Source organism: Amycolatopsis sp. WAC 04182 (assembly GCF_003947465.1).
Taxonomy (GTDB): Bacteria; Actinomycetota; Actinomycetes; order Mycobacteriales; family Pseudonocardiaceae; genus Amycolatopsis.
Window position 1 is genome coordinate 1,318,966 of sequence record NZ_QHJJ01000003.1, and the last position, 13,434, is coordinate 1,332,399.

Sequence of the window (13,434 nt, forward strand, 5' to 3'; positions counted from 1 at the left end):
CTACGCCGCGACGACCACTGAGTGGCGCTCTAGGTACCGGAAACACCCGCCGGTTACGACGACCGGCGTCCGTCCACTTGGGACAGACGGCGGCATAACTCCAGGGACATAACCTCGCTCCGGGGCTTCCCGAAAACCGGGTCCGCCGCCAGAATCGCCATCATGACCACAGCACAGTGGACCCCGACCTACGGCGACCCCTTCGAGCCGGTGCCCTACCGTCCGGCGCGTGTGCCCGCGGAAGAAGCGCTGGCCACCGCCGCCGATCTGCGCCGCCGCATGGACACCCGCCGCACCGTGCGGATGTTCTCGACGGACCCCGTGCCCGAGCAGGTGGTGGTGGACGCCATCGCGGTGGCGGCGACGGCGCCCAGCGGCGCACACCAGCAACCGTGGACGTTCGTGCTCATCAAGGACGCCGAGACCAAACAGCGGATCCGTGAGGCCGCCGAAGAGGAAGAACGCGTTTCGTACGAGGGCAGGCTCGGCGAGGAGTGGCTGTCCGCCTTGCGCCCGCTGGGCACCGACGCCGTCAAGACCCACCTCACCGACGCCCCGTACCTCATCGTGGTCTTCCAGCAGCGCTACTTCCTCGACGAGGACGGCACCAAGCACAAGCACTACTACGTCGACGAGTCGGTGGGCATCGCGGTCGGCATGCTGCTCACGGCGTTGCATCTGTCCGGGCTGGCCGCGTTGACGCACACACCGTCGCCGATGCGGTTCCTCGGCGAACTGCTCGAACGGCCGCAGAACGAGAAGGCGTTCGCCGTCATCCCGGTCGGCTATCCGGCGGACGACTGCGTGGTGCCGAACCTGGTGCGCAAGTCGATCGACCAGGTGCTGATCCGCCGGTGACCGCCCGCGCGGCCCGGGTGTGTACGCGCACCCGGGTTGCGCGAAACACCGGCCAACGAGCAAGCAAATTGCGCAATAGTGCAGTTTACTGCACACTTTGGCGCATCTCTTGACATATCCGGCGGCGATTGGACAAGGTCTGGGCACCGAAGGCGACACGAAGGAGTGTTCTTCATGGCCGACCTGCCCTCTGTCTCCCGGCGGACACTGTTCGGCGGCGCGCTCGCCGCCGGGGCGCTCGCCGCGATCCCGACGAGCGCGACCGCCGCGGAAGAGGCGGAAAGCGCGCCCCGCCGTCCTGGTCAGCGCAGCATGATCGGGGTCCCGTTCGAGCGGCACCAGACCGTCCGGATCGCGCTCATCGGTCTCGGCAACCGCGGGATGTCCATGATCGGCGGATGGAGCGCCGTCCCGGGCGCCGTCGTCACCGCGGTCTGCGACATCCGCGCCGAGCGCGCGAAAGCCGCCGCGGACAAACTCGCCGCCGGCGGGCGCCCGCGCCCTGCCGAGTACGGCGGATCCGCCGACGCCTACAAGAAGATGCTCTCCCGCGACGACATCGACCTCGTCTACATCGCCACCCCGTGGGAGTTCCACTACGCGCAGGGCAAGGCCGCGCTGCTGGCGGGCAAGCACGTCGGCGTCGAACTGCCCATCGCCACCGAGCTCGACCAGTTGTGGGACCTGGTCAACACGAGCGAGCAGACCCGCAAACACCTGTTCCTCGCCGAGAACTGCAGCTACGGCCGCAATGAGCTGGCCATCCTCAAGATGGCGCACGAGGGCGTCTTCGGCGAGGTCACCAACGGGCACGGCGGCTACCTGCACGACCTGCGCGAGCTGCTGTTCTCCGACACGTACTACACCGACGCGTGGCGCCGGAAGTGGCACACCCGCAGCACCGCCAGCTTCTACCCGATGCACGGTCTCGCGCCGATCGCCGCCTGCATGGACGTCAACCGCGGCGACCGGTTCGCCACGCTGCGCGCCACGGCGACCGAACCGAAGGGGCTCGCCGACTACCGGAAACGCCACATGCCGCCGGGCCATCCGTCGTGGAAAGAGACCTACATCAACGGCGACCTGGTGACCTGTCTCATCGAGACCGAGCAGGGCCGGATCATCCGCGCCGAGCACGACGTCAGCTCGCCGCGTCCGTACAGCCGCATCAACAGCCTCGCCGGCAGCCGCGGCATCGTGGAGGACTACCCCGCCCGGATCTACGTCGAGCCCGACCACAGCGGCCACGCGTGGAAGGACTTCGGGCCGTACCGCGAGCGCCACGACCACTGGCTGTGGAAGAAGCTCAAGGACGACCCGAACCTCGGCGGGCACGGCGGCATGGACTACGTGCTGCAGTGGCGGATCGTGCAGCAGATGCGCGCCGGACTGGTGCCGGACATCGACGTCTACGACTCGGCGGCCTGGTGCTCCCCCGTGCCGTTGAGCGTGGTCTCCCTGGCACGCGGCGGGAAACCGGTCGCGGTACCGGACTTCACGCGTGGCGGCTGGACGAAACCGCGGGCGGGGCTGGACTCGCAGCCTTCGGAGATGCCCGGCTAGGGCTTGCGGCTCGTGAAGGTGTGAAGGTCGAGTTTCCTCGGCTGAGCCGAGGGAAGGGGGCCTTCACGCGCAGCGGCTGTGACTGCTGGTGCAGGTGGGTCGAACGTGGCGATCCTGGAGTCCGTGAAGGCCTCCTTGAGGGACTCTGGGTCCCTCAAGGAGGCCTTCACGGACCTGGCCCTACACGACTGGCCACTCACGAGGAGTAACGAGGCACGACCCGGTAGACACGGAGGTCCTTCGGGGTCCCCTTGGCGCGGAAGCTCCGGCGCGGTCGCACGATCACCGCGCCGGGGTCCAGCTCGTCGACGACGCTTCCGCTGGCCAGCACCTCGTCGCCGTCGGCGGCGGCCATGATGCGGGCGGCGATGTTCACGTCGACGCCGAGGTAGTCGTCGCCGACCCGCCGCGGATTCCCTCGGTGAAGCCCCGCGCGCAGATGCGGGAGATAGCCCTCGGCCTTGATCACGCTCACGGCGGAGCACGTCTCGTACGCGGCGTTCACCGCCTCACCCGGATCGGCGAACACGGCCATCACGCCGTCGCCGAGTCCCTTCACGATGCTGCCGCGATGCCCGGCGACGACCGATTCGGTCACCTCGGCGACCGAACGCAGCAGCTCCAGAACGCGCTCGTCCCCCGCCTGCAGCGCCCATGTCGAGAAGCCGACCAGGTCGGTGAACAGCACCGTGATCCCGTCCGCGGACACCGGGTGCGCGCCGGACCGTCGGACGGCCTGCCAGGCCTGCACGGCAGCCAGCCCCAGCTCGCGGGTGGCACTGGGCCGGTCCGCGCCCGCCTCGGCGAGCAGCCGGGCGAGCCGGTCGGACGAGCGGCCCGTCGACGGCGCCAGCGGGTCACCCGGGACCAGCCTGCGGAGGAACCGCGCCCCGCGCACCAGTTCGCCGCGCTGATCCGTCGCGCGCAGGAAGCTGCGGGTCCGGCGGTGCCACGGCTCGGGTCGTTCGGTCACGATCAAGACACTAGGCCGTGTCCTGCAAGTCTGTTCGATGGGCTTCGTGATCCAGGTGGCTCCTGACGGTGCGGGCGGGTCGGCCTCGTACCGGGTCGTACTCGGCCGCACCCGCCCGTGCCGTCAGCCGGACACTGCCTAGCCCGCTCGCCCCGGGGCCGGCGCACCTGTCACCGAGGTGACAAGAACGCGGACGCCATTTCCCCTTTCCTCTTCCGCATGACAATTCACGAACTCACCATTCCGCCTCCGCGTGACAAGATCGAAGCGTAAAGAAAACGCGAGAGATCTTTTCCTTTCCTCGTTGGTGACTTTCCACCTACATTCGCTTTCGAGCCCATTCAACGACGAAAGGACCAGATATGACGGAAACCCTCGTACGGAAGGGTGTTCGGCGGTTCTGCGCGGCCGGGATCGCGGCCGCGGTCGCCGGAACGGTCATGCTCGCCGCGGCCGGAACCGCTGCCGCCGTCGAAAAGAATCTCACGTACAAGGGCGGCTTCCCCATCATCGGCGACCAGAAGGTGGCGGTGGTCGTCAAGGCGGAAATCCCGGCGGCCGCGAAAGCCGGGGAGCCGGTTTCGGTGCCGTTCACCCTCGACGTCGACGCCGGTCAGGCCGCAGGCGACGGGCTCCGGCTCGTCGGCGCCAAGAAGCTCTCCGGCACGATCAGCTCGAAGGTGAACATCGCGCTCGGCGAGCAGAAGATCGCGATCCCCATCGAGCTGCCGATCCCGGACACCGAGGTGCCCGCCGAAGGACCGCTCAAGTTCACCGCGGAGGGCAAGGTCGACTTCACCATCCCCGCGGGCACCCCCGCCGGTGAGGCGACCAGCAGCGTGGACGCCGCGGCGACCTCGCATATCGTCACCGACAGCTCGCTCGGTGAGTTCGACGTCCAGCTCGCGCTCGACCCGCCCGACCAGGACGCCGTCCTCGGCAAGACGACCGTCAGCTGACCCCGTCTTCCCCCGGCTCGCCGAGCCGGGGGAAGACGCGTCTTGACCTCCAGCGCACTGGAGGTCGCAAGCTGTCGATCATGTGGATTTGCGACAGGTGCGGTATCGAACATCCCGCCACTCCCGAGCCTCCCCGGTGCGTTCTCGACCGCGGCGAGGTCGGCATCGAGGAAGCCGGCGACCTCGGCGCGCACACCGGCCGCTGGTGGACGCACGAGGAACTGATCTCCGCGCCGCACAAGACCTTGCACCGGGATCACGGACGCGGCCTGCACAGCATCAAACGGGAGCCGCATTTCGCGATCGGGCACTGGTCGTTCCTCGCGGTGACCCCGGCAGGCACCCTGCTCTGGGATCCGCCGTCCTGGTTGGACACCGAGGTGCTCGACGTCGTGCGCGGGCTCGGCGACGTCGCCGTGATCGCCACCAGCCATCCGCACATGTTCGGCGCCCAGCTCGGCTGGAGCCGCGCGCTGGGCGGGGTCCCGGTACTGGTCAACGAACGCAACCGCGAATGGCTGCCCGTTCCCGATCCGGCGTTCGAATTCTGGGACGAGCACGTGGAACCCTTGCCGGGCCTCGAACTCGTCCGGCTCGGCGGGCATATGCGCGGCAGCGCCGTGGCCAGGACGCCGGACGGCAGCATCCTGGCCGGGGACACGATCAGCGGAGGATTCGCGCCGAACTGGGTTTCGTTCCAGCGCAACTTCCCCAAGCACATCCCGCTGTCGGGCGCCGTGGTCCGCCGTATCGTCGACCGGCTCGACGAGTTCTCCTACGACCGGCTCTACACCCTCGGCGGCGACACCATCGACCAGGATGCCCGCGCGGTGGTGCGCCGAAGCGCCGAAACCCATATCCGGTGGGTGAACGGCGACTTCGACCACCTCACTTGATCGCGCGTTTGTCCTTGCCGCGGAAGGTCAGCGCGATGGCGCCCGCCATCGCCATGAAGAAGGCGACGGCCCACATCCCGGCACGGAAGCTCCCGGTCAGACCCTGCAGCCAGCCGGTGAGATAGGGGCCGACGAAGCCCGACAGGTTACCGAAGGAGTTGATCAGGCCGATCCCGGCGGCAGCGCCGACTCCGGACAGGAAGGCGTTGGGCAGCTGCCAGAACACCGGGATCGCGGTGAACACGCCGACCGCGCAGAGGGTCACCGCGATCATCACCCACAGCGGCGAGCCGAGATACAGCGCGGCGGCGATCGCGACCGCGCCGACGAACGCGGCGATGGCGACGTGCCCCGCCCGTTCGCCGGTGCGGTCGGAATGCCGCGCCCACAACACCATGGCGACGGCGGCCACGGCGTACGGGATCGCCGTGATCAGCCCGATCTCCACGATGCTGTAGTTGGTCTGGAACTGCTGCTGGAAGCCCTTGATCACCTGCGGCAGGAAGAACGCGAGCACGTAGAGGCCGAAGATGATGCCGAAGTAGACGGCGCTCAGCGCGAGCACCCGCGGATCGGTCAGCGCCGATCGGGTGCTCACCTCCTTGCCGACCTCACGGATGTCCTCCGCGTCGATGGCCGACTGCAACGCCGTGCGCTCGCCCGAGGTCAGCCATTTCGCGTCCTTCGGCTTGCTCGGCAGCAGGAAGAACACCGCCACCCCGAGCAGGATCGACGGCACCCCTTCGGCGAAGAACATGAACCGCCAGCCGGCGTCGAAGCCCAGGACACCGTCACCGTGCTTGATGAGCAGGGAGGAGACCGGGCTGCCGATGACCGAGGACAGCGGCACCGCGAGGAAGAACAGCGCGACGATCTTCGCCCGCTGCTTACGCGGGAACCAGTAGGTCAGGTACAGGATGATGCCGGGGAAGAACCCGGCCTCGGCGATCCCGAGCAGCACCCGGACGATGTAGAAGCTGACCTCGCCCTGGATGAACGCGGTGGCCGAGGCGACGATGCCCCAGGTGACCATGATCCGCGCGATCCAGATCCGGGCGCCGACCTTGTGCAGGATGACGTTGCTGGGCACCTCGAAGAAGAAGTACCCGACGAAGAACAGGCCCGCGCCGAGCCCGTAGGCGGCCGAGCTGATGCCGAGGTCGGCGTTCATGGTGAGCGCCGCGAACCCGACGTTGACCCGGTCGAGATAGTTGAGCAGGTAGAGCAGCCCGAGTAACGGGACCAGCCGGATCATCGCCTTGCGCACCGCTGACGCGGTGGACACCTCTGCCGTCTGTTCGTCCATCCGCGGGAGTGTAGAGGGCGATCAGAACAGCGGAGGCAGGAACGCACCGAAGTTTCCGCCGGCGGCCCGATCGGCCGGATCCGGATCCACCTGGACCGAGTCGGGGTTCAGCGGGTCGTAGGTGACCTTCACCGTCGAACCTCGGGCAGGAGCCTGCATCGGCGGCGTGATCATCGACGTGATGACGGTCCGCTCGCCGTCGTCCGTGGGGAACCGGACCTGCACGGTGAACCTCGGATTGCCCATCACCCAGACGTTCGTGAACTCGACGCCGAGCACGTGGCCCGGCACCTGACGGCCCGTCTGGGCCAGCGCCTGCGCGCGGTCGTCCGCCTCGGCCTTGGTGACGAACGCTCGTCCCAGCACCATGATCATGACCAGCGCGGTCACCCCGGCCACCGCCGGAACGAGGTACGGCTCGTAGTAGACGATCCAGTCCACCTCGGTCCACGGTTCGGACGGCAGCCGCTTCCCCACCGCCTCGGGCGGCGTCCAGGACGGGATCGCGACGCCGCTGCCCAGCGCGATACCGAGGGACGCGGCGAGGCTGCTCGCCCGGAAGCCGATGCCCATCCCGCGCAGCGACATCCCGCCGCCCCACAGCATCGCGAACCCGAGCGACGACGCCACCGTGATCGAGACGCTGAAGAACAGGACGAGCGAAACCGCCGGGCCCGCGTCGGGCCCCCACGCTTCGACGCGGTTCAGTGACATCAACCGGAAGCCGTCCAGCAGCCCGAGGGCGCCGGACCAGCCCGCCGCCGCCCAGGCGAGCGTCGTCGGCACGCCGAGCAGCCAGAGCCGCAGGCCGGGGCTGCGGGCCTGCCGGGGATCTCCCGGCAGGCCGAACTCGAAGGTCCCGAACATCGCCGCCGCCTAACCGATCGGCCCGAACACGGCGACCTTCGCCGGGTCGGCGGGGTCGACGCGGGCTTCGTGACGGGTGCCCGGCGCGTACTGCTGGATCGTCGCCAGCGGCGCGATCAGCTGCGTCACCGTCCGGTACGTGGTGCCGTCGGTGCGCGTGACCTCGAGCGTCGCGGTGTACTGCGCCTGCCCGGCGATCTTCCGGCCGGTCGGCTCCAGCTCGCGGACCACCAGGGTGGCGGGCTCGCAGGTGTCGTAGAGCCGCCGCAGTTCGGTGCCGTAGGCCTGGAGTTCCTGCTGCTGACGCAGTTGCTCGTCCATCGGCAGCGCCAGGAACGCCGCCATGTCCGGGTCGGCGTTGAGGCTCCGGAAGGCCTGCGCGGCCAGCTGCGGCGTCGGCAGCTGCGGGGTGATGTCGTGGCCCTGCGCGGCGGCGGCCTGCCGGAACTGTTCCGCGTGGCGGTGGAAGTCCTGCTCACCCCGCGCCATGCCCTGCTGTGTCGCGTCGTTGATCTTGTCGCGGATCTTCTTGAACATCGGGTGCCGCCTTTCGCCGTGTCGTTCGTGCTGGACACAGCTTCGGCGGGCCCTCCCGCTACCGAACCCAGGTTTTCCCGTCGTCGGTCGCGTCGAGGCAGGTCAGCGGCGCCCAGAAGACCGGCGAGGCCGCCGGTTCGGGCTTTTCGCGCCAGCGACCGAGGCGGGACCGCTGCCAGGCGCACAGTTCGGTGACCGGATCGTCCCCGGCGAGCGCGGTGTCGACGGCGATGACGAGTTCGGACATCGGGTCCGAACCGGGCACCGCGGCCGAAGTCGGCAACGCCCAGACCGTGGCGGCCACCAGTCCCGCTCCGGCCGCGACGGCGGCGAGCAGCACACCGAACGGTTCGGCGAGGCCGAAATCGCCCGCGCTGGCGCAGCCGATCAGCGCCACCCTCGCGGGCATGCTGTCCATTTCGGACAGTGCGAGGTCGGCGGCGGTGAACGGCCGATGCGTCCCGATCGGCGCGGCCGTGCCCGGAAGGTCGGCGGAACAGGACAGATGCAGCGCGGTCTGCGCGCCGTACTCGTCGCGGACCCGGCTGACGTGTCCGACGAACACCAACCGGGAACAGGGGCCCGCCAGCAGTTCGGCGAGCAGACGGCGGTCGGTGTCGGTGCGGCGGACCAGATCGAGCCCGCGGGCGGCGGCGGGAAGGACCGGGCCGTCGGCGAGCCGCTCGTCGAGATGCCGGATCAGCGGCGACGCCGGATCCTGCTTGCCGAGCACGGATCCCAGCTCGCCGAAGGCACTCTGCCCGGGGATTCGCGGGTCGAGCAGATAGACGGGCGGGCCGTCGGCGGCAGGCGGGCGGCGCGGGATCGCGGCCGGGGCGAGCAGCGAGACGTCGGCGACGTCGAGCACGCGCTCGTCACTGTCGAAACAGCCGCCGATCTCGTCGATTTCGAGCACGTGGTCGGCCCGCCTGTCGGGCAGCGCGAGCAGCCCCCACGGGACACCGGCGAGGCTCGGCGACGGCTGGATCCGCAGGAGCGGGCGGGTTCCACCGTCGGCGGCGCGCCGGAGCCGCTCGACGAGATCCGCGGGCAGGAGGTTGAGAGCGAGGACGCGGGCCAGACGTTGTTCGCCTTCGAAGCTGCCGAAGGCGTCTGCGCTCAGTGAGCGACGGACGGCGTCGGCCGCGCTTTCGCCTTCGCGTGGTGTGGGCGACGCGGCGTCCAAGAACTGGCGAGCGGTCCCGACCAGGGCGAATTCGATCGGATGGGTGTGGACGGTGTCGAGGTCCTCGGCGGTCCGCCAGGTGAGGAAGGTGTGGCCGGCGTCGGCGTAGCGCAGGAGGAAGGTCTCGCGTCCGGGCTTCGCGGACGGCCAGGTCTCGACGGTTTCGGTGACCGTGCGCGGAAGCTGGTACCGCTCGGCGGCGAGGCGAAGCCACGGGTCCAGCTCCATGGGTGACGAGGGCGACCAGCGCAGCGCGGGCGGCGGGGCGAGCCGCAGCGGAAGCGACGACGTCACGGAACCCAGTGCCGCCAACGGAAGCCCTTCGGCGACCGGCGCCATTTCGAGGCTGGGCAGCGAGCCGGTGAGGTCCAGCGAGCGTCCCTCCACGCCCGTGTACGCCCCGACGGCGCAGGTGCGCTCGATCAGTTCCGCCGCCAGCCTCGGCTCCTGGAGCTGAGCCAGCAGCGCCATCAGCATTTCCGTCGCCGGACCGGCGACGTCGCGCGCCCAGGCCGTGCGTGCCTGCGGCGAAGTGAACTCGAACCGGTACTCCGCCGCCGCGAGGGCGAGCGGGAGCAGCAGATCCAGCACCGCGCGCAGGTCTTCGCCGTGAGCGAAGCCGATCGTGGCCGCCACGAAATCCGTGTGCAGACGGTCCGACCAGTCCCCCGACGTCCGCGCCGACTCCCGGGCGCGGGCCACGTGCTCCCCCGCCGTCGCCCAGTTGCCTTCGGCCATCGCACAGCGGGCCAGCGCAACGTCGAGGCGCCGCAGGCCCGGAACGTCGGCGTTGGCCGTCCAGATCTTTCCCGCGTGCTCGAACTGGTCCCTGGCCTGTGCGACATCACCCGCGTACAGCAGGAGTGTGCCCAGCGCGTGGCTTGCCTCCGCGACGTCGCCGTTCAGACCCGCGTCCGCGAGTTCGTCGCGGGCGGCGACGATCGCGGCGACCGCTCCGGGGAGGTCGCCGCCGAAGGCCCGGTCGGCCGCCAATTCGATGCTCGCCCTGGCGGCCAAGGGACGGCCCTCGTGCTGGGCGCTCAGCCGCAGCAGATCCGCGCGCGCGTCGGCGTCTTCGCCACCCGCCTGGCGGACGCGGGCCCGCTCGGCCCGCGCCATCGCCTGCAGCGCCGCCACCTGCCCGCGGATCTCGTCGATCTCCGCGATGGCGTCCAACGCCGTCAGGATCTCCTCGATCGCGGCCCGCGCACCCGCCATGTCCCCGGCGGCGATCTGGACACGCACGTCGAAGATCCGCAGTTCCAGCTCGTCCGCGCCGTACACGTCGAGCAACTCGGGCGGGTACTGTCCCGGTCCCTCTTCCTTGCGCAGCGCCGCCCGACGGCGTTGCCCGGCGATCAGCTCCCGCGCCTTGGCGACGTCACCTTCCTCCGTGCACAAGGAGATGAGCACGCGCTCGGCGACCTCGCGGGAGCCCTCGATCATCCGGATCTCGGCGAACTGTCCGAAGTGGACGATCGCGGCCGTGCTCACCTTGAAGGCCTGAAGCACGGCCTCGGCGCATTGCCTCGCGTTGCGCAGGTCGCCCGCGGAATAGCAGACGGTGGCCAGGTCGCTGACGGCGGCGAGGTCCAGATCCGTGCGGTCCAGCCGCTGCGCGATCTCCCGCATCTTGCCGTACGTCCGGTGCGCGCCGGCGACGTCCCGGGCGGCGGCGAGCCGTTTGGCCTTGTCCTGGAGCTTGGCCGCGTCGACGAGCAGCTTCCGGTACTGGCGTTCGGACAGCGAGCACGCCGGCAGTTCGCCGTACGGCGCCGGATCGAGGCCGAAATGCCTTGCGACACAACGGCAGTTGTAACCGTGCGAGGTCGCCGGGCCCAGTTCGGGCGGGAGCGGCCGGTCCGGTCGGTTCCGGGGCGGTGGCATGCCGACGAGCACGTCAGAACTCCTCATCGGCGGAAGCGGCCGCCGCCCGTTCGGCGAGCGTCCTGGCCTCCGGCGGGCGGGCCCGCACGAGCGCGACCACTTCCGCCCGGTCTTCCGCCGTGGTCCCGGCGACACCTTCTCCCGCGACGCCGACGACGACGGCTATCTGTCCACTGTGGACCCGGGCGGCGAGCCTGGCCGCGGTCTCGTCCAGCTCCGCCGTGCCGGAGAACCGTCCGGCGCCCAGCTCAAGCGGCACCTCCGCGAACGGCTCGCCCTCGTGACTCGCGAACGCGGTGATGGCCGCGTCGGCGAACGCGCCCGCGACGACGGCTTCGAGCCTTGTCGCTGCCGCAGCCGCGACGATCCGCCAGGTCACCGTGTCCTCGCCGGCGTCCAGGATCCCCGGTGGCACGCGCGCCCAATCGACGCTCGCGCGTCCGCTCGCCAGTACCCCTTCGCCGGGTGCGAGCGGATCGAGGCCCGCGGCCAGCGCGTACTCGCGTTGACCGGCTGTCGCCGTTTCCAGCCGTGCCGACACTTCGGCCGCCGCTTCGGCGCGCACGACGTCGTCCTGGTCGTCGAACCAAGCCGCGAGGCGAGTGCACAAGTCCCGGGCTCCGCCGGCGACCGGCACTGCGGCAGCGAGAAGGGCGCCGTCCGCGATCGCCGCGTCGAACAGTTCGGCCGGGGATGCTTCGAACTCGTCGAGTAGACCTTCGGCCACGTCCTCCACGTCCGCCGTGGCGACCGCCGTTTCGAGGTCCAGCAAAGCCGGATCCAACGAAGGGATTCCGAGCGACGGTCCGGCGGGCCACCAGCGACGCAGCCAGAGCAGCAAAGCGAGCCTGCCGAGTTCAGGCTTGGCGACGAGGTCCGCCTGACCTTGGTCGAGCGCGGCGAGGCTCGCCTCGGCGCCCGCGAGCCGGGTCAGCCAGGGTTCGGCGGCTGCGGCGTCGGTGAGTTCGAGGTGCATCGTGGCCGTCCGGCCGGCGAGAAGATCGGCCAGGCCGAAGCGGATGAGGCCGCCGTCGGCCGCGATGACGGGAGTGTGCACCGGATGCGTCACGACACGGCCTCCAGCTCCGGCAGACGGGCCGTGAGCGCGCGCCGCACCTTCGTCCGCAGGTCCAGCGAGGTCGAACGGACCACCCCGGTGACGAGGTCGCGGACGTCGGCGGCGTCGGCGGGCAGGTCGCCGCGGACGTCGAAGCCGTGCAGCCGCACCCACAGCCTGCTGAGGAAGTGCTTGGCGAATTCGCGAAGATCGCGCAGGAGTTCGGGGTCGGGCCGCGGAGTGAGCGGCGTGGCACCGGCGAGAGCCCGGCGAGCGTGCAGGACGTAACCCTCGCGTGCGACCTGCGCGTTGAGCTGCCGCGCGAATTCGGGAACACCGGCGGGCGCCGCGCCATCGAGTGGCCGGAGCGCGGGCGCGAGGACGACACCGAGCGCGAAACACGCGGCCAGCGCGGGCAAGCCGAGCCCGAATCCGGCGGCGATCCGGGTGAGTTCGTCGTCGACCAGCTCGGCGACGGGAGCCCGCTCGTCCAGCGGCAGACGGCGCAGGGTCGCGCGCACCCGTCGCTCGACACTGCGCTCCAGGAGTTCGGCTCCGGTTTCGTCGCTCCGGCTCAGTGGTGGGACGGCGGTGCGATCCCCGCGCTGCAGACCGAGATCCGGCGCGCGCAGCCCCGAAATCTCCTGGACGACTTCGCTCAAGCCCCGGGCCCCGCCCGGCTGTCGCAGCATCAGCCCGAAAGCGTGCCCCGCCGCCGAATCGGCGAGCGAACGCCAAGCGGAGTCGGAAAGACCGTCGACGAACGCCCGGAGCGCGGCGATGTCTTGCGGTACAGCGGTTTCGGCGTGCCAGCGGCGCCGCAGTTCCGCGGTGAGCTCGGCCGAGTGCCGCGGATCCGAGAGGTAGGAGGTGAGCTGATCGACGCCCACCGCGCCGCCCTCACCGTGCAGATCCCGCAACGCCGCCGCGGCCGTCTCCGCCGCGTCCGGGCCCGGCGAGCCGAAACCCGTCGCCAATTCATAGGCGAGCGGGAAACAGACGTCCTGGACGTTGCCCGCGGTGATCCGCAGGGCGCGGCGCTGCCGTTTGAGGTGGGTGAACCACGAGGCCGTCGCGCGCAACCTGTCGGCGTCGGCCAGCAGCACTTCCGTCAACTCCGCCGCCGCGACCGCGTCCAGCACGGGACGCCCCAGCCGGGGCCGCGCCGCGGTGCGGACGACGAGCGGGTCGATGATCTTCTTGATCGTCCGGGTCAGCGGACCGCCGTCGGCCGACGACAGGACTTCCACACCGGGGATACTCGCCCATGCCCGCGCGAGAACGGCCGACCGCAGCCGGGACTCGTCCGATCCCCTGGTCACTCGCCCTCCCCCCACGTCCGGCC

Annotated in this window: 11 protein-coding genes; 4 read left to right on the forward strand and 7 right to left on the reverse strand. The window is 70.4% G+C overall.

The annotated features are described in order from the left end of the window. Window positions 1–162 precede the first annotated feature (162 nt). On the forward strand, window positions 163–858 hold the full coding sequence (locus DMH01_RS19775) for a nitroreductase family protein (protein ID WP_125678686.1): 696 nt from the start codon (window positions 163–165) through the stop codon (window positions 856–858). Between the two features lie 174 nt (window positions 859–1,032). After that, the gene (locus tag DMH01_RS19780) at window positions 1,033–2,421 is read left to right on the forward strand and encodes a Gfo/Idh/MocA family protein (RefSeq protein ID WP_125678687.1); all 1,389 of its coding nucleotides are present in this window, start codon (window positions 1,033–1,035) and stop codon (window positions 2,419–2,421) included. Window positions 2,422–2,617: 196 nt separating this feature from the next. On the opposite strand, the gene DMH01_RS19785 is transcribed toward DMH01_RS19780, so the two are convergent. Next, window positions 2,618–3,400, reverse strand: a complete 783-nt coding sequence (locus DMH01_RS19785) for an adenylate/guanylate cyclase domain-containing protein (protein WP_125678688.1) — start codon at window positions 3,398–3,400, stop codon at window positions 2,618–2,620. 356 nt (window positions 3,401–3,756) lie between these two features. On the opposite strand from DMH01_RS19785, the gene DMH01_RS19790 reads away from it, so the two are divergent. After that, window positions 3,757–4,353, forward strand: a complete 597-nt coding sequence (locus DMH01_RS19790) for a DUF6801 domain-containing protein (protein ID WP_125678689.1) — start codon at window positions 3,757–3,759, stop codon at window positions 4,351–4,353. Window positions 4,354–4,433: 80 nt separating this feature from the next. Continuing rightward, window positions 4,434–5,249, forward strand: coding sequence for a hydrolase (locus DMH01_RS19795; protein WP_233621600.1), 816 nt, complete (start codon window positions 4,434–4,436; stop codon window positions 5,247–5,249). Here the strand turns inward: DMH01_RS19795 and DMH01_RS19800 are convergent. Genes DMH01_RS19800 through DMH01_RS19825 form a run of 6 tightly spaced genes read right to left on the reverse strand, consistent with a single transcriptional unit; the run spans window position 5,242 to window position 13,411 of the window. Further along, on the reverse strand, window positions 5,242–6,555 hold the full coding sequence (locus DMH01_RS19800) for an MFS transporter (protein ID WP_125678690.1): 1,314 nt from the start codon (window positions 6,553–6,555) through the stop codon (window positions 5,242–5,244). The two genes, DMH01_RS19795 and DMH01_RS19800, sit on opposite strands and share 8 nt — an antisense overlap. A 21-nt stretch (window positions 6,556–6,576) precedes the next feature. Continuing rightward, window positions 6,577–7,422: a DUF3592 domain-containing protein gene (locus DMH01_RS19805; protein ID WP_125678691.1), complete on the reverse strand. Its 846-nt coding sequence runs from the start codon at window positions 7,420–7,422 to the stop codon at window positions 6,577–6,579. 9 nt (window positions 7,423–7,431) lie between these two features. Next, a complete protein-coding gene (locus tag DMH01_RS19810) occupies window positions 7,432–7,959 on the reverse strand; it encodes a hypothetical protein (protein WP_125678692.1) in 528 nt (175 codons plus the stop codon). Window positions 7,960–8,017: 58 nt separating this feature from the next. After that, window positions 8,018–11,059 (reverse strand): hypothetical protein, encoded by a 3,042-nt coding sequence (locus DMH01_RS19815; RefSeq protein ID WP_233621601.1) that lies wholly within the window; start codon window positions 11,057–11,059, stop codon window positions 8,018–8,020. After that, entirely contained in the window at window positions 11,046–12,101 is a 1,056-nt protein-coding gene (locus DMH01_RS19820; protein ID WP_125678693.1) for a hypothetical protein, read from the reverse strand. The genes DMH01_RS19815 and DMH01_RS19820 overlap by 14 nt, the downstream gene beginning before the upstream one ends. Further along, entirely contained in the window at window positions 12,098–13,411 is a 1,314-nt protein-coding gene (locus tag DMH01_RS19825; RefSeq protein WP_125678694.1) for a hypothetical protein, read from the reverse strand. The genes DMH01_RS19820 and DMH01_RS19825 overlap by 4 nt, the downstream gene beginning before the upstream one ends. Window positions 13,412–13,434: the final 23 nt, after the last annotated feature.

Bases quoted from the DNA above. Each gene is read 5' to 3' on its own strand.
- DMH01_RS19775 (WP_125678686.1), top strand. From the start codon at position 163: ATGACCACAGCACAGTGGACCCCGACCTACGGCGACCCCTTCGAGCCG.
- DMH01_RS19780 (WP_125678687.1), top strand. From the start codon at position 1,033: ATGGCCGACCTGCCCTCTGTCTCCCGGCGGACACTGTTCGGCGGCGCG.
- DMH01_RS19790 (WP_125678689.1), top strand. From the start codon at position 3,757: ATGACGGAAACCCTCGTACGGAAGGGTGTTCGGCGGTTCTGCGCGGCC.
- DMH01_RS19795 (WP_233621600.1), top strand. From the start codon at position 4,434: ATGTGGATTTGCGACAGGTGCGGTATCGAACATCCCGCCACTCCCGAG.
- DMH01_RS19800 (WP_125678690.1), bottom strand. From the start codon at position 6,555: ATGGACGAACAGACGGCAGAGGTGTCCACCGCGTCAGCGGTGCGCAAG.
- DMH01_RS19805 (WP_125678691.1), bottom strand. From the start codon at position 7,422: ATGTTCGGGACCTTCGAGTTCGGCCTGCCGGGAGATCCCCGGCAGGCC.
- DMH01_RS19810 (WP_125678692.1), bottom strand. From the start codon at position 7,959: ATGTTCAAGAAGATCCGCGACAAGATCAACGACGCGACACAGCAGGGC.
- DMH01_RS19815 (WP_233621601.1), bottom strand. From the start codon at position 11,059: ATGAGGAGTTCTGACGTGCTCGTCGGCATGCCACCGCCCCGGAACCGA.